This is a genomic window from Actinacidiphila acididurans (assembly GCF_016918855.1).
GTDB classification, from domain to species: domain Bacteria; phylum Actinomycetota; class Actinomycetes; order Streptomycetales; family Streptomycetaceae; genus Actinacidiphila; species Actinacidiphila acididurans.
The window spans coordinates 55,864-76,565 of the sequence record NZ_JADKYB010000022.1 but is presented as its reverse complement, the minus strand read 5'-3'; the positions used below and the strand labels follow the sequence as shown (position 1 = coordinate 76,565).

Sequence of the window (20,702 nt, the reverse complement as noted above, 5' to 3'; positions counted from 1 at the left end):
AAACCGTCCCCATTGCAAGCTTTGGCGAATCAGGGTGAGCGCGGTTGACTGGCGGGCAGACCACCTCTGCCTCTGCGACCGCATTCGGGGAAGCCATGTCCGACCACCACGCGCACGGCCACGTTCATGGCCCTGGACAAGGTGGCGGGCACCTCGGGCAAGAGGGTGCCGCAGCGCACGGGAGCCACGGGCACTCGCATGCGACCGTGTCCGCCGAGACGGATCGGCGCTGGCTGACGATCGCGCTCGGGCTGATCGTGGCGTTCATGGCGGCCGAGGTCGGAATCGGCTTCGTGGCGTCCTCGCTGGCGCTGATCTCGGACGCGGCGCACATGCTCACCGACGCGGCGGCGATCGCGCTGGCGCTGGTGGCGATGCGGCTGGCCGCACGCCCCGCGCGCGGGGACTACACGTACGGGCTCAAACGCGCCGAGATCCTGTCCGCGCAGGCCAACGGGATCACCCTGCTGGTGCTGTCGGCGTGGCTGACGGCCGAGGCGGTGCGCCGGCTGATCAGCCCGCCCGAAGTGACCGGCGGCCTGGTGCTGGCCACGGCGCTGGTCGGTGTGGCCGTCAACCTCGCCGCGACCTGGTCCATCTCCAAGGCCAACCGCACCAGCCTGAACGTCGAGGGCGCCTACCGGCACATCCTCACCGACCTGTTCGGCTTCGTCGCCACCGCGATCGCCGGCCTCATCGTGCTGACCACGGGCTTCTCCCGCGCCGACGCCATCGCGTCGCTGCTGGTGGTGGCGCTGATGGTGCGGGCCGGGGCGGGCCTGGTGCGCGACTCGGGCCGGATCTTCATGGAGGCCGCGCCCGCCGGGCTGAGCCCGGACGCGGTCGGCGACCGGCTGGCCGCCGCCGGTCATGTGGCGGAGGTGCACGACCTGCACCTGTGGCAGATCACCTCCGGCCAGCCCGCGCTGTCCGCGCACGTCCTGGTGGTCCCCGGCGGCGACTGCCACCAGGTGCGCCGCGACCTCCAGCAGGTGCTGCGCGACCGGTACGGCATCACGCACGCCACCTTGCAGGTCGACCACCTCGCCGAGGACACCGGCGACGGCCTGCTGCAGATCACCGCCCCGCCGGACGCGGCCCCGCAGACATCCGGCTCCGACAGTGCCCCCGCCCCGGAGGGCGACCACTGCGAGGACGCCCACGGACCCGTGCACCGGCCGGGCCCCCACGAGCACTAGGGACCCGGCCGGCGCGAGCACGTACGCGACTACCTACGCGACTACGTAGGACTCAGGAGCTGTACGCCTCGAACTCCGAGAGCTGCCCGGCCGGCCACCCGGTGTTGCCGGTGAAGGTCAGCCGCAGGTAGCGGACGGAGGGGTGGGACGACAGGGTGATCGTCGCGGCGTTGCCCGAGGCCGGGTCGAAGCGGTAGCCCGCCGAGCCGGCCAGGGTGGTGTACGAGGAGCCGTCCGTGCTGCCCAGCACCGACAGGGTCTGGGTGCGCGCGCCCCACGCCGTGGCCGGCGGCAGCTTCAGCACCAGGCGGCCCACCTGCTGGGCGGAGCCGAGGTCCACGGTGAGGGACTGCGGGAAGGCGTTGTCGGTGCTCTCCCAGTAGCTGTTCGCGTCGCCGTCCACCGCGTTCGAGGCCACGTACGTCTGGGTGTGGCCGGTGTCGGAGACCGCCTTGTGCAGCGCCAGGTTGGTGCCCGCCGGGGGCGTGGTCGGGGGCGGCGTGGTGGGCGGCGGGGTGGTCGGGCCGCCGCCGGAGCCGGTGGGCGGCAGGCCGACCGGGTTCGGGAAGCTGGTCAGCACCGGGGTGGTGCTCCAGCCGCTGTTGCCGCTGCCCAGGTTGAAGCCGAAGGTGCCGGCCTGGTTGTTCGGGTAGCCGTAGTTGTACGCGCCGCCGACGCCGACGTTCGACGCGGTCAGGCCACTGACCGAGGCGGAACCGGGGGTCTCGGCCTGGAAGACCGTGGTGCCGGTCCAGTTCACGGTGTTGTTGGTGAAGTTCAGCCCGGAGACGGTGTAGCCCTGGCCGCCGCCCGCGACGATTTCGAACGCCTCGTACGGGCTGCTGTTGACGCTGTTGCCGCTGACGTTGACCGTCACGTTCTGGAACGCGGAGTCGTACGCGTCGAAGCGCATCGCGCCCATGGCGTGACCCCAGTTGGGGTTGATCGCGCCGGTACGGATCAGGGTGTTGCCGGAGACGGTGACGGTGCCCGACAGCGGGGTGAAGGGCTGGAGGAACGCCTGGTTGGAGATCGCGATGCCGCTGCCGAGGGCGTTGGTGTCGGCGATCACGTTGTCGCGCACGGTGTTGTTGGAGCCGCCGTAGACCGCGACGCCGTTGGCCAGGGTCGGCTGCACGATCGTGTTGTTGCTGAGCGTGATCCCGGTGTCGGCGGCCGGGTAGGACCACAGGGCCAGCGCGTCGTCACCGGTGTTGCGCAGGAAGTTGTTGGTGACCGTGCTGTTGCTGCCGTTGCCGTTGAAGTTCAGGCCGTCGGCGTCGGTGGAGAGCACCACGCTGTTCTTGACCGTGAGGTTGGTGTTGCCGAACCGCAGCCAGAAGCCGACGTTGGTGTCCTGGATCCACAGCCCGTCCACGGTCGAGCCGGTGCCCAGCGAGCCGTTGATGGCGTTGGCGGAGCTGTCGTCGTGGCGGCCGACGGTGTTGCCCAGGATGGCGAAGCCGCTCAGGTTGACCGGGCCGGGCACGACCCCGCCGTTGTCGATGAACTTGTTGGTCCTGATCTGGGTGTACCAGGCGCCGGCGCCCACGATCGTGGCCTTGTCGACCTGGAGCGAGGAGCTGATCAGGTACGTGCCCTGCGGGATCCACACCGGCACGCCTGCGTTCGCGGCGGTGTTGATCGCGTTCCGGAAGGCGTTGGTGGAATCGCCCGCGCCGGTGGGGTCGGCGCCCTGGGAGACCACCGAGACCGAGCCGGACGGCTGGGTGGCGGGTGCGCTCACCTGGTAGAAGTCGGCGACGTCGATGGTGTACGGGCGGGCGTTGTCGCCGGCGTCCACCTGGAAGGCGACCGTGGAGCCGGCCGCGACGGTGTTCGGCAGCAGCATGCGCGCGTCGTCGTAGAACTTGTGCACCTTGGCGCCGGGGACCTGCCCGGTGGTGATGTAGCTGTACTGCGAGGTGAGCTGGAGTTCGCTGCTCAGCTTGCTGCCGTTGACGTACACCGACAGCGTGCCGGAGGCGCCCTGCGGCACCGCGTAGTGCAGGTCGAGGGCGTTGGCGGGGGTGGTGAGGGTGAAGCGCACGTACTGGCCCTGGCCGGTGAGCTGCACCGCCTGCCGGCCGGACGCCTCGGTGGCCAGGTCGGCCTGGGTGTAGTCCGGGCCGATCCGGCTGCCGTTGGTGGCGGCCTGCGGGCCCTCGGCCTCGTACTCGGTCATGCCCGGGATGCTGGCGCCGGAGGCGTTGGCGGCGCCCGCCGCGAACGGGGTCAGCGAAGCCGGCGCCGGCGCGGCGGCGGCCGTATGGGAGGTGGAGGCGAGCAGCAGGCCCAGCGCGGCGGTGCTCAGGGCCACCGCGCCTGCCAGGAGTGGGGAACGGCGGTACGACATCGTACGACCTTCCTGGAAAAAGGTGTGAAAAAGGTGTGGGGGACGCCGCACCCCGGCATGTCATGCAACCGACACGCACAGCGCGCGACGCCCCAAGTGAAGCAGGCGTAACAAGCGCTCACAATATGTCGATCGAAACTTGCAAGAAACGAACACAATCGCGTCGGTTCGGCTTCCGCGCCGAATGCGGCGACCGGCCGCCGACCAGGGAGGGCCACGGCGGCCGGAGGCAGGCGGTCGGCGCGCGATGCGGCAGGCGATGTGCTCTGATGGTTTCGGGGACGTCTTCAACCGGAACCGGTGTGGGAGATTCCGATGAACACGTACCGCGTAGCCCACGTCACCAGCCCCGGCGGGGCGTTCGAGATCGCCGAGCGGGAGCAGCGACGGCCGGAGACCGGCTGGGTACGGATCGCGGTGGACGCCTGCGGGGTGTGCCGCAGCGACGCCGCCTTCGTCGAGGGCGGCGTGCCCGGGGTCCGCTTCCCGGTGGTGGCCGGGCACGAGATCGGCGGGCGGATCGCGGAACTCGGCGCCGGCACCGCCGAACTGGGCTGGCAGGTCGGCGACCGGGTGGTGGTCGGCTGGTTCGGCGGAAGCTGCCACCACTGCACGCCGTGCCGGCAGGGCGACTTCATCACCTGCGTCGACCTCAAGGTGCCCGGCTGGGCGTACGAGGGCGGGTTCGCCGAGTCCGTGACGGTCCCGGTCGACGCGCTCGCCCGGATGCCGGACGCGCTGTCCGCCCCCGACGCCGGACCGCTCGGCTGCGCCGGGGTGACCTGCTTCAACGGGCTGCGCCGCAGCCCCGCGCGCAGTGGTGACCTGGTCGCCGTGCTGGGCCTGGGCGGCCTCGGCCACCTGGGAGTGCAGTACGCGGCGGCGATGGGCTTCGAGACGGTGTCCGTCGCGCGCGGCGCCGAGAAGGCCGACTTCGCCAAGCGGCTGGGCGCGCACCACTACGTGGACAGCACCGCCACCCCGGTCGGCGAGGCCCTGCGCTCACTCGGCGGCGCGAAGGCGGTCCTGGCCACGGCCGCCAACTCCGAGGCCATCGGCCAGACCGTGGACGGGCTGTCCGCCCGCGGCGAACTGATCGTCATCGGCGTCGACTTCGAGCCGCTGGGCATCTCCCCGGCCCAGCTGATCCCGCCCGCCCGGGTCGTACGCGGCCACCCCTCGGGCACGTCCCAGGACGTCGAGGACACGATGGCCTTCAGCGCCCTCCACGGCATCCGCCCGGTCATCGAAACCATGCCGCTCGACCGCGCCGGCGACGCCTACGACCGCATGATGGACGGCCGGGCCCACTTCCGCATGGTCCTCACCACGGCCTGAGCGCTTCGGGAGCCGAACCGGAAGTGCGCCGGACGGGCCGAAGAGCCCGGCGCCGATCTCCCGCACGGTCGAGGAGTGCGTGTCCCGCCACAACGGATGAGTGCGGGCACGCCCGGCTCACCGCGCCGGCGGCGCCGTGCTGTCGCGGACGACCAGGCTGGTGGCGAGTTCCACGCGGCGCATGGCCGGTTCGTGGCCGCGGCCGAGGTCGAGGACGAGGCGGGCCGCCGCTTCGGCCATGTCGGTCAGGGGCTGGCGGACGGTGGTCAGGGGTGGGCCCATCCAGGCGGAGATCGGGAGGTCGTCGAAGCCGACGACGCTCAGGTCCTCGGGGATGCGGCGGCCGAGTTCCTTGGCGGCCTGGTAGACGCCCATCGCCTGCACGTCGTTGCCGGCGAACAGCGCGGTGGGCGGGTCGGGCAGGGACAGCAGTTCCTTGCCGATCGCGTAGCCGGCGCCGTGCTGGAAGGTGCCGTGCCGGACCAGGGTGTCGTCGCAGGTCACGCCGCCGGTCTCCAGCGCGGCGCGGTAGCCGTCGATCCGGGCCCGGCTGCACAGCACGCCCTCCGGGCCGCAGATCACGCCGATCCTGCGGTGGCCGAGGTCGAGCAGGTGCCGGGTCGCGGTGTAGCCGCCCTGCCAGTTGGTGGTGCCGATGGACGGCACGTCGTCGGCCGGGTTGCCGGCCGGATCCATCACCACGAACGGCACGTCCCGGCTGACCAGCAGCGCGCTCTGCTCGGCCGTCAGGTCGGACATGATGAGGATGACCCCGGCCGGGTCGCGGGTGAGCACCCCGTCGACCCAGGACAGCCCCATCTCCCGGCGGCCCGCCGACTCCGACAGGACCAGGGTCAGCCCCTCCTGCCGGGCCACGTTCTCCGCGCCCCGGATGATCTCGGTCGCCCACAGGCTGATGAGTTCGTGGAAGACGAGTTCGAGCAGACCGGAGGGGCGGCGGCGGGCCGGGCCGCGCCTGCGGCGGTAACCGTGGTCCCGCAGCAGTTCCTCGACCCGGTCGCGGGTGGCCGGCGCGACATGCGCGCGCCCGTTGAGGACTTTGGAAACCGTCGGCGCGGAAACCCCGGCCTGGCGGGCGATTTCCGCCAGGGTCGCCGTGCCGTTTCCCGGGGTCGGCCCGTTTGCCGCCGCCCCGGACGTCCCGTTCTTTCCCGCCGATTCGCCCCGTGCGCTCCTGGATTGCCGCTTGCGCGGTTCGGGCACGGTCACGGCGCCATGCTACCCCACCCCCGCCGGCCGGCCGCTCAGTGAAGCTGCCGCTCGAATTCGGCCCGTATACGATCTCCGCCGGCCGAACGCCACTGGGCCACCGCGGAGTCCCACGAGGAAAGGGATTTCCGGCCGGTGAGAATGTCGTTGGCGGCATCGGCGACGTGCTGGGCCAGTACCGCCCCGGTGCGGGAGTACGTCTCGGAGAACAGCGCCACGGTGGGGTCCTTCACGGACGTGGGGATGATGGATTTCTGGTAGTCCCAGCAGGCCTTGGTGGCCTCGGGGTCGCCGGGGACGAAGATGGTGTCGGGCGCGTCGACGATGTAGCGCACGCCCAGCACGGTCTGGGTGAGGCCGGCCTGCGTGGGCGTGGGATTGTTGTTGTCCATGGTGTAGTCGACGCCGAGCACGCCGAATTTACGGAACAGGTATTCCTCGGTGCCGAAGGGCGCTGCCAGCCAGTTGGCGACCGCCAGGAGTTCCTTGATCCGCGATGTGCTCGCTTTCTTCAACGGGGTGAAGTTGTTCACCGGCGGGGACTGCCAGGTGCCGGCGAATCCGCCGCCGTCGAACACCGGCGGGCGCATTCCGCCGACCCGGAAGGACGGCCCCACCACGTTGTCCGCGTAGTACTGCGGCCAGGCGGTGTAACGGTCCTCGCCCATCAGGCCGTTTCCCGCGTTGAACCACTGTTTCCAGGGGGCGGCCGGGTCGAAGCCGTCGGGGTGGATCACCCCGGCCTTGACCATCTGCCGTACCTCGGACAGCGTCTGCTTGTACCGCTCGTCCTCGAACGCGTTGGTGAGCTTGCCGCCCTCGGCCTTCCAGCCGTTGGGCACGCCCAGCATCTGCGCCACGAACGCCATCGCCGAGCCCGGGGTGACCAGCGCCCACCGGCTCTTCTTGGCGTCGGTGACGTCCTTGCACAGGGTGCGGAACTCCGCGTAGCTCGTGGGCGCCGGGTTCACGCCGAACTGTTCGAACAGGTCGGCGCGGTAGAACATCAGGCTGCCGGCCACGCCGCGGGAGACCGGCAGGCCGTAGATGCCGCCGTCGAACACGCAGGCGCGCCAGGCGTCCGTAGTGATGTTGGCCAGGTACGGGTACTCCTTGACCGCGTCGCCGGACAGGAACGGCGTGAGGTCCTGGCACTTGGCGGCCAGGAACTGCGGCAGCCCGCGCACCCCGGCCAGCGGCGGCAGCGGCGGCACCATGAAGTCGGGCAGGTCGCCGCCGGCCATCAAGGTGGCGAACTTCGTGCTCAGGTCGGCGGCCGGCACGATCGTGAGGTCCAGCTTGGCGCCGACCCGCTGGTTGAGCACCTGCCAGTACGGGTTGCTCTTCATTCCCGGCGGGATGGGCGAACCGGTCTCCACGAAGGCCGAGATGCTCCCGCCGTGCGCGGGCGGCGCGGCGATCGTACGGGCCGGGTTCGCGGGGTAGCGGGCGAAGCCGTTGAGCAGGCCCTGAGCGGTGCCGGGGTAGTCGGGGGCGACCCCGCGCCAGGGCACGTAGGCGGGCAGCTTCACCGCGGTGTTCCGCACGGCGTTGTCGGCGGAGCCCGAGTCGGAGGAGGTGCAGGCGCTCAGCAGGCCGCCGGCGCCGCTCACGCCGATTCCGGCCGCGGCGGCGGTGCGCAGGAAGGCTCTGCGGCCGAGGGGGGCCGCGCCCGTGGGGCGGTGGGTCATGGTCTCTCCTGGGGTGACGTGGGGGGACACAGGAGTACGGGGAGCGTTGTGGGAAACGGCGGTGGTACGGGGGCGGCTCAGCCCTTGACGGCGCCGGTGAGGACGCCCTTGCCGAAGTGGCGCTGGACGAAGGGGTAGACCACCAGGACGGGCACCAGGGAGATCACCAGGATCGCCATCTGGATCGCGGTCTGCGGCGGCAGCGACGATCCGCTCGCACCCACCTGGTCCACGCCCAGCGAGGTGTTGTTGACCACGTAGGTGCGCAGCACCAGTTGCAGCGGCCACTTGGAGGTGTCGTTGAGGTACAGCAGCGCGTTGAAGAAGGAGTTCCAGTAGCCGACCGCGTAGAACAGGCCGATCACCGCGAGCACCGCGCGGCTGAGCGGCAGCACCACCCGCCACAGCACGGTCCAGTCGCCGGCGCCGTCGATACGGGCGGCGTCGAGGAGTTCGGCGGGCAGTTCCATGAAGAAGGCGCGGACGACCACCACGTTGAAGGCGTTGACCATCACCGGCAGGATCAGCGACCAGTAGCTGTCCAGCAGGCCGAACTGCTTGACCACCAGGTAGCTGGGGATGATGCCGGGCCCGAACAGGACCGCGAACAGCACGACCATCAGCAGCGGCCGGTGGCCGACCGAGTCGGTGCGGCTGAGCCCGTACGCCAGCAGCGCGGTCGCGGCCAGCGAGAGCGCGGTGCCGACCGCGGTCACCAGCAGGCTGATCACCAGGGCGCGGGTGACCACCCCGCCGGACAGCACCGCCCGGTACGCGGCCAGGTGCACGCCGTGCGGGACCAGGACGAAGCCGCCGGCCCGGGTGATCTCGGCGCGGTCGGCCAGGCTGGTGGCCAGGATGCCGGCGAAGGGCACCACCACGACGGCGCAGCACAGGGTGAGGACCACGGCCTTGGCCAGCCGGCCGAGTGACGACGGGCGGCCGAAGGCGGGTGAGCGGCCGGCGCGGCGGTCGGTCGTACGGCGGCCCGTGGCACGACGGCCGGCGGACGGGCCCTTGACGGCGGGACGGTTCGCGGCGGCGCTCATCGCTGGTAGATCCCCTGCTCGCCGAGCCGGTGGGCGGCCTTGTTGGCGCCGAGCACCAGCAGCAGCCCGACCAGCCCCTTGACCAGGCCGACGGCCGCGGAGGTGCCCCAGTCGCCCTGCTGGATGCCGTTGTTGAAGACGTACGTGTCCAACACCTCGCTGGAGTCGATGCCGACCCCGCCCTGCTGGAGCACGATCTGCTCGAAGCCGACCGTCAGCGACTCGCCGAGCCGCAGGATCAGCAGCAGCACGATGATGCCGCGCAGGCCCGGCAGCGAGACGTGCCAGATCCGCCGCCACGGGCCGGCGCCGTCCACGGCCGCGGCCTCGTACAGCCCCGGTTCGATCCGGGACAGCGCGGCCACGAACAGGATCATCGACCAGCCGGCGTCCTTCCACAGCACCTGCGCGGTGAGCAGTTCCTTGAAGACCGAGGCGTTGCCGACCACGTGGACGGTGGCCAGGTCGTGGGTGCGCAGGAAGGTGTTGAGCAGGCCGGCGTCGCCGAGCATCTGCTGGAAGACCGCGACCACGATCACCCAGGACAGGAAGTGCGGCAGGTACAGGATGCTCTGCACGGTCCGCTTGAGGCGTTCGGAGACCAGGCTGTCCAGCAGCAGCGCGAGCGCGATCGGCACCGGGAAGACCACCAGCACCTGGAGCAGGGTGATCTCCAGGGTGTTCTTCAGGGCGTTGACGAAGGCGGGGTCGCCGTCGAAGATCACCCGGAAGTTGCGCAGGCCCACCCACGGGCTGCCGTTGATGCCGAGGAACGGCTGGTAGTCCTTGAAGGCGATGACGTTGCCCAGCCACGGCAGGTACTGGAAGACCAGCAGCAGCACGACGCCGGGCAGCGCGGCCAGCAGCAGCACCCGGTCCCGCCGCACGCGCTGCCACAGGCTCCGGCGGCGCGCGGGCGGGGGCGCGGCGGCGGTCACGACACCGGGGCGGCGGCCGCGGCGAGGGACGCCCCGCCCGCCGCGGCCAGCTTCTCGGCGCCCGTGAGGCCCCGGTCGCCGTCGGCGATCACCACCGCGTAGCGGCGGGTCAGCGTCGCGCCGTCGGCGACGGTGACCTCGGCGTCGAAGAAGGGCGCGGGACACACGCAGGCGAAGGGGGTCGAGCGCACGAACCACTTGACCGGCTCGCCGCAGGGCTCGTTGCCTGCGTCGTCCACGAACACCAGGGTGGAGGCGCGGCCGTGCTCGTCGTGCCGGCCGGTGAAGCCCAGCCAGGCCGCGCGCAGGCCCATCAGCTCATCGCCGCCGGTCCGGCCGGGCACGTGCACCTCGCCGCCGGTGAAGGACCGCGGGCCGCGCCAGAACAGGCCGCCGTAACCGGCGTTGTCGCGGCCCTCGGTGGTGGGACTGCCGATCACGGTGTCCCGGCCGCGCACATTGGTCAGCGCGGTCTCGAACACCAGCGTCCAGGCGTCCTCGCCGGGCAGCACCCGCACCGCGAACCGGCGGGCCTCGGTGAACCACGGCTCGCCGTCCTGCGTGTGCCAGCGCAGCCGCTCGGCGACCCGCACCAGGTCCGGTTCGGCGGTCAGTTCGGGGAACGCCTCGTGGTCCATCGAGCCGTTGTTGTCGAACTGGCCGTATCCGGTGCCGCGCCGGTAGGTGACGCCGCCCCAGAAGTTCTCGGTCTCCACGTTCGGCAGCGACAGCGCAAGGCCCTTGTGCCAGATGTGGTCGTGCGGCCGGTAGATGCTCACCGGGTCGCCGCCGAGCGTGTGCAGCGGGTGGAAGTACGGCCGGGGCGACTCCAGTTGCGCGTCCCAGGGCCGGTACACGTAACGGGTCAGCGGGCGGCCCGCCCACCCGATCCGCAGCGCGCTGCCGATGTCGTGGGCGACGGTGAGCCCGGTCGGCGCGGGTTCGGCGCCGGGGGGCTGCGGCGTGGGCTGGGCGGTCACGGCGTCGTCTCCTGGGGTCGGCGGGCGGTGGGGGCGGTCGGCACGGCATCCGGTACGCCGGAGCCGGCGGGTACGGCATCGGTTTCGTCCACGGCGGGACCGGCGGCGGAGGCTGCGGCGGGGTCGGCCGGCCACGGGGTGCCGGGGCCCTGCATGCGGGCGTGGAAGGGGCTGCCGGGGCCGATGGCGCCGCGGCGGACCGGGCGGCCCCCGAAGGCCGACGCGTAGGTGGCTGCGGCGAACTCCAGCGTGGCGCGGGCCTGTTCGGGGGAGGCCGGGGGCGCTTCACCGGCGTCCAGCGCGTCGAGGACGGCGGCGAACTGGGCGGCGTGGCCGGAGGGGCGGCCGCTGGGCCCGGCCGCCCAGGCCGCGGTCACCGCCGCCTCGTGCCCGGGCGCGGGGTGCACCCGCCAGTCGTCGTCGCCGTATCCGTACAGGTGTGTCACCTCGACGGTGGCGTACTCGAAGTCGAACCGCAGGTAGCTGGTCTCCCGGGGCGAGAGCAGGGAGTTCACGACGGTGGCCACGGCGCCGCCGGGGAAGGTGACCACCGCCGCCGAGACGTCCTCGGTGGCGGTCGGACGGGCCAGCCGGGCGGCGACCGCGCGGACCTCCTGCCAGTCGCCGAGGACCGACAGCAGCAGGTCGAACTGGTGGATGCCGTGGCCCATCGTGGGCCCGCCGCCCTCGGCCGCCCAGCTCCCGCGCCAGGGCACGGCGAAGTAGTCGTCCGGCCGGTACCACAGGGTGTTGCACACGGCGACCAGCGGACGGCCGAGGGCGCCGGAGGCCATGGCGGCGCGCAGCCGGGCGGCGCCGGAGCCGAAGCGGTGCTGGAAGACGGTGGCGAACGCGGCGCCCCCGGCCGCCGCCGCGGCCTCGATCTCGTCCAGCTCGGCGAGGCCGAGCGCCGGGGGCTTCTCGCACAGCACCGGCACGCCCGCGGTCAGGCAGGCCACCGCCTGCTCCTTGTGCAGGCCGGGCGGCGTACACAGATGCACCAGGTCGGGGCGGGCCTCGGCGAGCAGCGTGTCCAGGTCGCCGTAGCCGGCCGGCACCTGCCAGTCGGCGCAGAAGGCGGCCAGCCGTTCGGCATCGACGTCGGCGGCGGCCACCAGGCGGGCCCGGTCGCCGAGTTGCGCGAGGTTCGCGGCGTGGACGGCCGCGATGCCGCCGGTGCCGACGACGGCGATGCGGTGGGTCGTGCCGGGCACTCCGGCCTCCTTCTCGCCCCGGACCGGGCTTCGAAAGTATCGGAATCAGTACGGCAATTTCGTGACCAGGAAGCTAGGTCCACTGCCTTCCTGCGTCAACAGTGCGCGCAGAATCTCTGCCACCCGCCGGGCAATTGGCCAGCTCACACCGCAGATTGAGATTTCCGAAAGATTTCCGCACAGGATGGCCACTCGATCCCTTGACGGTGCGTCGGCACCGACCTAACCTTCCGGGACCTGACCTTCCGGAGGCCGAGCGCGAGGCGACGGCGAAAGGGAACCCATGACCGACGTTCCGCTGCTGCCGGGGGCCGTGGGCCTGTCCCGGCTGCGCGTCTACCCCTGGCCCACCGAGGACGGCCTGCACGGCGGCACCCCGCACACGCATCTGACCTGCACCGAGTGCTACGTCGTACGGTCCGGCACCGGCGAACTGCACACGCTGACCGCCGACGGGCCGCGCCGCACCCCGCTCGCCCCGGGCGACGCGGTGTGGTTCACCCCGGGCACCATCCACCGCGCGGTCGACGTCGACCGCCTCGACGTCATGATCCTCATGCAGAACGACGGGCTGCCCGAGGCCGGCGACGCCGTGATGACCTTCCCGCCGGAGCACCTGGCAGACCCCGCCGCCTACCGCGCCGCCGCCGACCTCGGCACCGGCCCGGTCGAGGAGCGCACCCGGCGCGCCCGCGAACGCCGTGACCTGGCCATCCGCGGCTACCGCGACCTGGTGGCCGCCGCCGAGGCCGGCCGCACCGACGCGCTGGACGACTTCTACCGCGCCGCCGTCGCCCTGGTCGCCGACCGCCTCCCGGAGTGGGAGAAGGCCTGGCGCGAGCGGGCCCTGGCCGCCGCCGAACGCACCGGCCGCCAGATCGCGGCCCTGCGCCTCGGCGACCCCGCCCACCTGCGCGACGCCTCCGTGACCCGGCTGCCCGCGCCCCCGCGGGAGGGCCTGGGCATGTGCGGCCACCTGACCGCGTACCACCGCCAGGACGCGTCCGAGGTCTGAACCGCCGTGCGCGTGGGGCGCGTTGGGTGCGGTGTACGGCCACGGGCGACCGGGGCGGCGCGGGGAGCGATCCCCGCGCCGCCGCTGGACCGCCCGGCCGGCGCATCGCACCGGCCGGGCTTCGTGCCGGTCCGCCCGATCTACTGGGCGGCCGTCCTGTCGGTCAGGAGGCTTGGCAGGTCATGGCGAGGGTGGCCGGGGGCGCGCTGCTGCTGTTCGCGGTGTACCCGAACGTGGTGCTCGCACCAGCGGCCAGCGACCCGTTGTACGGCTCATTGGCCGCGGTCAGGTTCGCACCCGAACCACCCAGGATCGCGTTCCACAAACTCGTGATCGACGCACCCGACGGCTGCGTCCAACCCGCCGTCCACGAAGACGTGGCCGCCGAACCGGTGTTCTTCACCGTCACCGTCGCCTGATACCCACCGGTCCACGCACTGACCACCGCATACGACGCAGTGCAACCCGCACCACCCGTACCACCCGTCGTCGAACCCGCAGACGAACCCGACGACGTACCAGTCGAAGTGCCCGTCGACGTACCCGTGGACGTACCGGTCGAGGTACCCGAAGACGTCCCGGACGACGTACCCGACGACGTACCCGACGACGTACCGGTGGACGTACCCGACGACGTGCCCGAAGAAGTACCCGACGACGTGCCACCCGTCGTGCCACCCGCCGCGTTGAGGGCGTTCAGCACGGACGTGTACGCGGCCTTCTTGCTGTAGTTGCCGTCGAACAGCAGCGGGGTGTCACCGGACCGCCAGGAGTACTTGTCGGTGACGCCCCAGACGGTGATGCCGGTGCAGCGCGCGACGTTCAGGCAGGCCTGGACGGTGTTGGCGTACGCCTGCGCCGGGGCCTGCTGGATGTCGAGCTCGGTGATCTGCACGTCCACGCCGAGCGCCGCGAAGTTCGACAGCGTGGTCTGGAAGCTGGACGGCGGCCCGCTGCTGCTGAAGTGGCTCTGGAATCCGACGCAGTCGATCGGCACGCCGCGGGACTTGAAGTCCTTGACCATGTTGTAGACGCCCTGCGTCTTGGCGTCGGACCAGTTCTCGATGTTGTAGTCGTTGTAGCAGAGCTTGGCCGCCGGGTCGGCGGTCCGCGCGGTGCGGAACGCCTCCTCGATGAAGCCGTTGCCCAGCACGTTCTGGAACACCGAGCTGCGGTGCTGCGAGGACCCGTCCGCGAACGCCTCGTTGACCACGTCCCAGGCGTAGATCTTGCCCTTGTAGTGGGTCATCTCGGAGGTGATGTGGTTGTCCATCACGCTCTTCAGGGTCGTGGCGTCCGAGATGGAGCTGACCCAGCTCGGCAGTTGCTGGTACCAGACCAGGGTGTGACCGCGCACGATCATGTTGTGGGCCTGGGCGTGGCTGACGATCTGGTCACCCGGACCGAAGTTGAAGCTGCCGCGGGACGGCTCGGTGGTGTCCCACTTCATCTCGTTCTCGGGGGTGGTCTGGTTGAACTCGGCGTCAGCGGTGGCGGCGTACTGCGCCTCGCCCAGGTGGGCGGTGGACAGCGCGGCACCGAAGTAACGGCCGCTGCCGGCGGCCGCGGCGCCCAGTGTGCTCGCCGCGTGCGCGGTACCGGCCGTGGCCATCAGCCCGGCCACCGCCGTCGCGCCGGCCACTGCCGCGGCCACCGCCACACGCACACCGGTCCGCCGGCCGCGCGAGGCCGCGCTCCGGTCACGGGGGGATGTTCTGATCACTTCTCCAACCTCATCTTCCTGCGGTCCGGCGGGCGAGGGTGCACCAGTCGGACACGGTGGGGGGAACCATTCGCAAGGGCCCTGGCAGCCACGGGAGTTGAGCCGGAGTACGGCACGTGGCCGGGAGGAGGGTGGATCGCCTGGCCAGTGTGGACCCTGGGCTTCGAAACGTCAACGAATCCTTTCCGAAACTTGTCGACCGTCAACCCCCGGTGGAATCACGCGACTTGGCAGCTCAGGGGACACACCGTCCGGCCACGGGAGGTCCGTCGGCAGGGCACGGCTACGGCCGGCACGGCGGCGGTCTGCGCTTGCGGACGGTAAAAAATGCCACTGCGCGGTGTATTGACGTGCCATCGGGCCCGGCCTATGGTTCCCGAAACATTCGCATGAGGGCCGAAAATTTCGCGGCAGCGGGCACCCGCCCGTCACCCGTTCCCGGGGCGAGGGGGAGTCTCCCCCGGGGGCGGCGCCACCCCGAAAGGACTCCGTCATGCCCCGCAAGGCAGGCATCAGAGGTCTGCTGATCACACTGCTGGCGGCGGTCGTACCGCTGCTGGCGGCGCTGGTGGTGACGACGACCACGGCGACATCGGCGTCGGCGGCCTCGCTGACCGAGGTCACCGGCTTCGGCAGCAACCCCAGCAACCTGCGGATGTACGTGTACGTGCCCAGCAACGCGGGCGCGCACCCGGCAATCCTGGTCGCCATCCACCAGTGCACCGGCTCCGGCCCGGGCTTCTACTCCGGCACCGAGTTCGCCTCGCTCGCCGACCGCTACGGCTTCATGGTCGTCTACCCCTCGGCCACCCGCAGCGGCTCCTGCTTCGACGTCTCCTCCCCCCAGGCGCTGGTCCGCAACGGCGGCAGCGACCCGGTGGGCATCATGTCCATGGTCACCTACGCCGAGCAGCACTACGGCGGTGACTCCTCCCGGGTCTACGTCACCGGCGCCTCCTCCGGCGCGATGATGACCAACGTCATGCTCGGCGACTACCCGGACGTCTTCAAGGCCGGCGCCGCCTTCATGGGCGTGCCCTTCGGCTGCTTCGCCACCACCGACGGCTCGTCCTGGAACAGCACCTGCTCCAGCGGCCAGTCGATCAAGACCGCGCAGCAGTGGGGCGACCTGGCCCGTTCCGGCGACCCCGGCTACACCGGCGCCCGGCCGCGCATGCAGCTCTGGCACGGCACCGCCGACACCACGCTGAACTACAACAACTTCGGCGAAGAGATCAAGCAGTGGACCAACGTCCTCGGCGTGAGCCAGACCCCGGTCCTCACCGACTCGCCCCAGTCCGGCTGGACCCGCACCCGCTACGGTTCGACCGGCAACCAGGCCCCCGTCGAGGGGATCAGCATCGCCGGCGTCGGCCACAGCCTCCCGACCACCGGCATGGCCGCCCGCGCCATCACCTTCTTCGGCCTCGACGGCTCGGGTGGTACGACGGGTGGCACGTCGTCGGGTACTTCTTCGGGCACGTCGTCGGGTACGTCCACCGGTACGTCGTCGGGTACGTCTTCGGGTACCTCGACCGGTACGTCGTCGGGTACGTCGTCGGGCACTTCTACTGGTACGTCGTCGGGTTCGTCTGCGGGTTCGACGACGGGTGGTACGGGTGGTACGGGTTGCACTGCGTCGTATGCGGTGGTCAGTGCGTGGACCGGTGGGTATCAGGCGACGGTGACGGTGAAGAACACCGGTTCGGCGGCCACGTCTTCGTGGACGGCGGGTTGGACGCAGCCGTCGGGTGCGTCGATCACGAGTTTGTGGAACGCGATCCTGGGTGGTTCGGGTGCGAACCTGACCGCGGCCAATGAGCCGTACAACGGGTCGCTGGCCGCGGGTGCGAGCACCACGTTCGGGTACACCGCGAACAGCAGCAGCGCGCCCCCGGCCACCCTCGCCATGACCTGCCAAGCCTCCTGACCAGCGGATAAGCACGGCCCGCTCATCGGCCACCGCCCCGAACGCCACCGGGGCGGTGGCCTCGCGCCTTCCCGAGATTCCGCGTGCGTCACCGTCTTGACCGGTGACGCACGATGTGCGAGCATCCTGGACAGAGGAACAGGGCACATGAGCTCACCGATGAGGAGACGGCCATGGCTGAGCCGATCAGGACCCAGGACGCGGACGCGGCCGAGCGGCGGGCCCGCTTCGGGTCGCTCCCCCAGCGGATCCGCCCCGAGGACACCGTCCAGGAGGTCCCGGCCGCCGCGCCCGATCCGGCGCGCGACACGTACAACGCCGACGAGTGGCTGGTCCGCTACGCCGCGGGCTGACCGCCGCCCACCCCGTAGCACCACATCCCGCCCCGGCCGCACATCGCGGCCGGGGCGGCGGCGTCCTCCCAGGGGAACTCCCTGCGCAGGAACCGTTTTCCGGGGCAGAAGCGTCTCCGGGACCACAGGGTCGAACGATCGGACGAAGGGCGGAACGCTACTCATGGGCATCGTCGGCTGGATCGTGCTCGGCCTCCTGGCCGGTGCGATCGCGAAGATCCTGCTGCCGGGCCGGGACCCCGGCGGCCTCGTCGGCACCACCGTCACCGGCATCGCCGGTGCCTTCCTGGGTGGCTGGATCTCCTCCCACTTCTGGCACCGCCCGGTCGCACACCACTTCTACGACCTCAAGACCTGGATCGCGGCCATCGGCGGCGCGCTGGTCCTGCTGATCGGCTACCGCATCCTCTTCGGCGACTCGCGCCGCTGATCCGGTACGCGGCGCCGGGCCGTCGGCCGGCCGCCGCCGGTCAGGCGCCGAACTCGCGGACGCCCCCGGCCGGAACCACGCGGCCGACCTGGCCGCTACGACCGTCCGGCGGCCGGACCTGTCGCTGCTCGTACGGCCCGCCGTGCTGGTCGACCATGACCCGGACCACGGTGACCAGGGCGGGGTCGTCGACCAGGTAGACCTGGCGGCGGCCCTCGCGGCGGGAGTGGACGAGTCCGGCGAGCTTGAGCTTGGCCAGGTGCTGGCTGACCGCGGGCAGGGTGGCGCCGACCCGTTCGGCCAGGCCCGTCACGTCGCAGTCGCCCTGGGAGAGGATCCACACGATGTGCAGGCGCATCGTGGAGGCCAGCAGTCCGAATGCGGCGGCGGCGCCCTGGAGGACGTCCGGGCTGGGATCGCCGAGCTGTCCGGCCGGCCTCGTCACGTCAACCTCCCTGCCACAAGCCACTTTCCGGCCACCAGGGTACGCACCCCCACGGGTCGGTCCCCGCGGACGCGGCCCGCTCCGCGCGTCCCGAGATGCAGCCTGCGCCCGATTCCGGTGTCGTACACCTACTGGCCCGGGACCGTACGCTCACGGGCTCGCCCAGTCCCACCCGTACCGCAGCGGCGACTGCGACCTCTTGCGGCGGTAGATGTAGAGCGCAGCGACCCGCAGCGCGGCCTCGCCGCCGGACGCCGAGTCCTCCACCGGGCAGTCCGCCGTGACCTGGAGCACGCGGGGCCGCCCGGTCACCCGGATCCGCGTCCCGTCGGCCGGCCCTCCCTCCAGCTCCGCCCATTCCCAGGTCACTGACATCCTCCCGCTCGCCTCGCCGCTCCTGGCATGGCGCACCACTTTAGATGTCGAGATGTCGTGCAAACCGTGGATCCCCGGTACCGCCCGGCTCGGGGCGGGATACGGTCGGAACCAATCGTGACCGATCGCCGTCTACATCTGTGTAGTCATCGGCTTGGCGAGGGGGAAGCCGGGACGGCTCTGAGAAGGTTCATAGAGCCATGACCTATCCTTGCGACATTGCGCAAGGGTGAAAGCAGGGTGAAGTCACCGCTTCACCGCCCGTGACCGGCCGCCGTACCAGGGCCGCCCGTCACTTGGGACCCGTCAAGGGAGTGGGAGATGAGCGACCCCTGGGGAGGCCGGGGAGGGCAGCCGCCGTACGGGCAAGGGCCCTACGGTCAGCCGCCTTATGCCCCGATGCCCCACGGCGTCCCGCCCCAAGGCCCCGGGCCCCAGGGCGGCGGCCAGTACCCGCCCCCGCAGTACGGCGGCGCGCCCGTGCCACCGCAGAACCCGTACGGCCCGCAGCAGGGCGGCGCGCCTGTGCCCCCCGGCCAGCGCGGCGGCGGCCACGACATGCAGGGCTTCCAGGGCTTCGGCGATCTGTTCGCCGAGGAACCGGCCGACGAGCCGGCCACCGACGGCTCCACCGACTCCGCTGACGGCAGCGGTGCGGACGGCGCCGGCGACGCCAAGGACGACGCGACCGGCTCCGAGTCCGGCAGCGGCGACAGCGCCCCGATAACCGGCGGACGGGCCGCGGCACGCGCCGCCGCCCGCTCGGGCCGCGGCAAGGCCACCGCTGCCGCGGGCGCCGGCCAGGGCGGACGCGCGGCGGCCCGGCGGGCCGCCAAGGGCGGCGGCGGCGGACACCGCTTCCTGAAGATCGCCGGCATCACCGTGTCCGTCCTGCTGCTGATCACCGCGGGCGGCGGCTACTGGCTCTACCAGCACCTCAACGGCAACATCACCAGCGTCTCGCTCACCGACGGCGCCGGGAAGAAGGCGGGAGGCGCGGAGAAGGCCGACGCCTTCGGCCGTACCCCGATCAACATCCTGGTGATGGGCAGCGACGGCCGTACCAGCGCGGAGGACTGCAAGCTGGGCGGCGGCTGCTCCAAGACCGGCATCCAGACCGGGCAGAACGCGGACGTGCAGATGGTGGTGCACATCTCCGCGGACCGGTCGAACGCCACCGTGATGAGCATCCCGCGCGACACCATCACCGACATCCCCGCCTGCACCAACCCCAAGACGGGCCAGTCCACCCCCGGCTACCACGGCCAGATCAACAGCGCGCTGGCGTACGGGCAGGCCTGCCAGGTCGCCACCGTGCACAAGCTGACCGGCATACCCATCGACCACTTCATCCAGGTCGACTTCTCCGGCGTGGTGAAGATGTCCGACGCGGTCGGCGGCGTCCCGGTGTGCGTGACCGCGAACGTGTACGACACCTACTCGCATCTGAAGCTGTCGGCCGGCACCCACACCCTCAAGGGCCAGGGGGCGCTGGAGTTCCTGCGGTCGCGGCACGGCTTCGGCGACGGCAGCGACCTGGGCCGCACCTACGCCCAGCACATCTTCCTCAGCTCGATGATCCGGAAGTTCAAGTCCGCGGGCACCCTGACCGACCTGCCGGCCCTCTACAAGCTCGCCGACGCCGCCACCAAGGCGCTCACCGTGGACACGGGCCTGGGCAGCGTGAACAAGCTGATCGGCCTGGCCGGCGACCTGAACAAGGTGCCCACCAAGCGGATCACGTTCACCACCATGCAGACCGGCGCGGACCCGACGAACCCGAACCGGGTGGTGCCCGGCGACGGCTCCCAGACGCTGTTCGCCACCATCGCCAACGACCAGTCGCTGACCACCGCCTCCGGCGCGAAGTCGGCGGCGGCCTCGGCCACCGGGGCACCGACCACGCCGCCGGTGCCGGCCTCGCAGATCTCGGTCAAGGTCGAGAACGGCACCTCGCTGAACGGCGCCCCCATCCCCGGCCGCGCCTCGGCCATCGTGACCGCCCTCATCGACAAGGGCTTCAACCAGGGCACCTCCACCGGGAACGCCCCGACCAGCCCGACCACGACCCTGACGTACGGTCCCACGGCCGCCGAGAAGGGCGAGGCCCAGACCGTGGCCCGCTCGCTGGGCCTGTCCTCCTCGCACCTCAAGCAGGGCACCGCGTCCGGGCTCACCCTGGTCGTCGGCTCCGACTGGCCCACCGGCACCACCTTCCCGGGCGGCACCAGCAAGCCGGCCCCGGTCGACACCCAGGCCGCCCTGAACAACTCCCACGCCCAGACCGCCGACCAGTCCAAGTCCTGCGCGAAGGTCAGCACCTACCGCACGGTCGAGATCAACGGCGTCCCGATGACCCCGACCCAGGCCTACGCCGCGACCCCGGGCCGCAAGGACTCGGACTCCTGAGCTCGACCTGACGCGGTACGGCCCCCT

At 71.6% G+C, this 20,702-nt stretch carries 17 protein-coding genes; 7 read left to right on the top strand and 10 right to left on the bottom strand.

The annotated features are described in order from the left end of the window. Nucleotides 1-95 precede the first annotated feature (95 nt). Nucleotides 96-1,199, top strand: coding sequence for a cation diffusion facilitator family transporter (locus ITX44_RS31875; RefSeq protein ID WP_205361684.1), 1,104 nt, complete (start codon nucleotides 96-98; stop codon nucleotides 1,197-1,199). 52 nt (nucleotides 1,200-1,251) lie between these two features. On the opposite strand, the gene ITX44_RS31870 is transcribed toward ITX44_RS31875, so the two are convergent. Beyond that, nucleotides 1,252-3,555 (bottom strand): discoidin domain-containing protein, encoded by a 2,304-nt coding sequence (locus ITX44_RS31870; protein ID WP_205361682.1) that lies wholly within the window; start codon nucleotides 3,553-3,555, stop codon nucleotides 1,252-1,254. Nucleotides 3,556-3,870: 315 nt separating this feature from the next. Here ITX44_RS31870 and ITX44_RS31865 point away from each other — a divergent pair, with 315 nt between their 5' ends. Then, the gene (locus tag ITX44_RS31865; RefSeq protein WP_205361680.1) at nucleotides 3,871-4,893 is read left to right on the top strand and encodes an alcohol dehydrogenase catalytic domain-containing protein; all 1,023 of its coding nucleotides are present in this window, start codon (nucleotides 3,871-3,873) and stop codon (nucleotides 4,891-4,893) included. A 117-nt stretch (nucleotides 4,894-5,010) separates the two neighbouring features. Here ITX44_RS31865 and ITX44_RS31860 read toward each other — a convergent pair whose 3' ends face one another. The 6 genes from ITX44_RS31860 to ITX44_RS31835 form a co-directional block, all read right to left on the bottom strand. Beyond that, nucleotides 5,011-6,003, bottom strand: a complete 993-nt coding sequence (locus tag ITX44_RS31860; RefSeq protein ID WP_236062093.1) for a LacI family DNA-binding transcriptional regulator — start codon at nucleotides 6,001-6,003, stop codon at nucleotides 5,011-5,013. A gap of 155 nt (nucleotides 6,004-6,158) precedes the next feature. Further along, nucleotides 6,159-7,814, bottom strand: coding sequence for a type 2 periplasmic-binding domain-containing protein (locus ITX44_RS31855; protein ID WP_205361678.1), 1,656 nt, complete (start codon nucleotides 7,812-7,814; stop codon nucleotides 6,159-6,161). A gap of 77 nt (nucleotides 7,815-7,891) precedes the next feature. Next, entirely contained in the window at nucleotides 7,892-8,863 is a 972-nt protein-coding gene (locus ITX44_RS31850) for a carbohydrate ABC transporter permease (RefSeq protein ID WP_205361676.1), read from the bottom strand. After that, nucleotides 8,860-9,801: an ABC transporter permease gene (locus tag ITX44_RS31845; RefSeq protein WP_205361674.1), complete on the bottom strand. Its 942-nt coding sequence runs from the start codon at nucleotides 9,799-9,801 to the stop codon at nucleotides 8,860-8,862. Before ITX44_RS31845 ends, ITX44_RS31850 begins: the two co-directional genes overlap by 4 nt. Continuing rightward, a complete protein-coding gene (locus ITX44_RS31840; protein WP_205361672.1) occupies nucleotides 9,798-10,781 on the bottom strand; it encodes a DUF6807 domain-containing protein in 984 nt (327 codons plus the stop codon). The genes ITX44_RS31845 and ITX44_RS31840 overlap by 4 nt, the downstream gene beginning before the upstream one ends. After that, complete coding sequence (locus tag ITX44_RS31835) at nucleotides 10,778-11,995, bottom strand: Gfo/Idh/MocA family protein (protein WP_205361670.1); 1,218 nt, start codon at nucleotides 11,993-11,995, stop codon at nucleotides 10,778-10,780. The genes ITX44_RS31840 and ITX44_RS31835 overlap by 4 nt, the downstream gene beginning before the upstream one ends. A 283-nt stretch (nucleotides 11,996-12,278) precedes the next feature. Between ITX44_RS31835 and ITX44_RS31830 the strand changes: the two genes are divergently transcribed. Then, complete coding sequence (locus ITX44_RS31830; RefSeq protein WP_205361668.1) at nucleotides 12,279-13,010, top strand: cupin domain-containing protein; 732 nt, start codon at nucleotides 12,279-12,281, stop codon at nucleotides 13,008-13,010. A 163-nt stretch (nucleotides 13,011-13,173) separates the two neighbouring features. Here the strand turns inward: ITX44_RS31830 and ITX44_RS31825 are convergent, their stop codons facing one another. Continuing rightward, the gene (locus ITX44_RS31825) at nucleotides 13,174-14,622 is read right to left on the bottom strand and encodes a glycoside hydrolase family 10 protein (RefSeq protein ID WP_205361848.1); all 1,449 of its coding nucleotides are present in this window, start codon (nucleotides 14,620-14,622) and stop codon (nucleotides 13,174-13,176) included. Nucleotides 14,623-15,226: 604 nt separating this feature from the next. Here ITX44_RS31825 and ITX44_RS31820 point away from each other — a divergent pair. From ITX44_RS31820 to ITX44_RS31810, 3 genes are all read left to right on the top strand, one after another. Then, a complete protein-coding gene (locus tag ITX44_RS31820) occupies nucleotides 15,227-16,663 on the top strand; it encodes an extracellular catalytic domain type 1 short-chain-length polyhydroxyalkanoate depolymerase (protein WP_205361665.1) in 1,437 nt (478 codons plus the stop codon). A 173-nt stretch (nucleotides 16,664-16,836) separates the two neighbouring features. Continuing rightward, nucleotides 16,837-17,016, top strand: a complete 180-nt coding sequence (locus tag ITX44_RS31815; RefSeq protein ID WP_205361663.1) for a hypothetical protein — start codon at nucleotides 16,837-16,839, stop codon at nucleotides 17,014-17,016. 163 nt (nucleotides 17,017-17,179) lie between these two features. Continuing rightward, complete coding sequence (locus tag ITX44_RS31810) at nucleotides 17,180-17,446, top strand: GlsB/YeaQ/YmgE family stress response membrane protein (protein ID WP_205361661.1); 267 nt, start codon at nucleotides 17,180-17,182, stop codon at nucleotides 17,444-17,446. Between the two features lie 40 nt (nucleotides 17,447-17,486). Here the strand turns inward: ITX44_RS31810 and ITX44_RS31805 are convergent, their stop codons facing one another. Continuing rightward, nucleotides 17,487-17,891 carry an ArsR/SmtB family transcription factor gene (locus ITX44_RS31805; protein ID WP_205361659.1) on the bottom strand — a complete coding sequence of 135 codons (405 nt, stop codon included), beginning with the start codon at nucleotides 17,889-17,891 and terminating at the stop codon, nucleotides 17,487-17,489. A 150-nt stretch (nucleotides 17,892-18,041) separates the two neighbouring features. Next, nucleotides 18,042-18,266 (bottom strand): hypothetical protein, encoded by a 225-nt coding sequence (locus ITX44_RS31800; protein WP_205361657.1) that lies wholly within the window; start codon nucleotides 18,264-18,266, stop codon nucleotides 18,042-18,044. Nucleotides 18,267-19,127: 861 nt separating this feature from the next. Here ITX44_RS31800 and ITX44_RS31795 point away from each other — a divergent pair. Next, nucleotides 19,128-20,675, top strand: a complete 1,548-nt coding sequence (locus tag ITX44_RS31795) for an LCP family protein (protein WP_236062090.1) — start codon at nucleotides 19,128-19,130, stop codon at nucleotides 20,673-20,675. Nucleotides 20,676-20,702 lie beyond the last annotated feature (27 nt).

Bases quoted from the DNA above. Each gene is read 5' to 3' on its own strand.
- ITX44_RS31800 (WP_205361657.1), bottom strand. From the start codon at position 18,266: ATGTCAGTGACCTGGGAATGGGCGGAGCTGGAGGGAGGGCCGGCCGAC.
- ITX44_RS31850 (WP_205361676.1), bottom strand. From the start codon at position 8,863: ATGAGCGCCGCCGCGAACCGTCCCGCCGTCAAGGGCCCGTCCGCCGGC.
- ITX44_RS31875 (WP_205361684.1), top strand. From the start codon at position 96: ATGTCCGACCACCACGCGCACGGCCACGTTCATGGCCCTGGACAAGGT.
- ITX44_RS31820 (WP_205361665.1), top strand. From the start codon at position 15,227: ATGCCCCGCAAGGCAGGCATCAGAGGTCTGCTGATCACACTGCTGGCG.
- ITX44_RS31810 (WP_205361661.1), top strand. From the start codon at position 17,180: ATGGGCATCGTCGGCTGGATCGTGCTCGGCCTCCTGGCCGGTGCGATC.
- ITX44_RS31870 (WP_205361682.1), bottom strand. From the start codon at position 3,555: ATGTCGTACCGCCGTTCCCCACTCCTGGCAGGCGCGGTGGCCCTGAGC.
- ITX44_RS31825 (WP_205361848.1), bottom strand. From the start codon at position 14,622: ATGGCCACGGCCGGTACCGCGCACGCGGCGAGCACACTGGGCGCCGCG.
- ITX44_RS31865 (WP_205361680.1), top strand. From the start codon at position 3,871: ATGAACACGTACCGCGTAGCCCACGTCACCAGCCCCGGCGGGGCGTTC.
- ITX44_RS31855 (WP_205361678.1), bottom strand. From the start codon at position 7,814: ATGACCCACCGCCCCACGGGCGCGGCCCCCCTCGGCCGCAGAGCCTTC.
- ITX44_RS31815 (WP_205361663.1), top strand. From the start codon at position 16,837: ATGGCTGAGCCGATCAGGACCCAGGACGCGGACGCGGCCGAGCGGCGG.
- ITX44_RS31830 (WP_205361668.1), top strand. From the start codon at position 12,279: ATGACCGACGTTCCGCTGCTGCCGGGGGCCGTGGGCCTGTCCCGGCTG.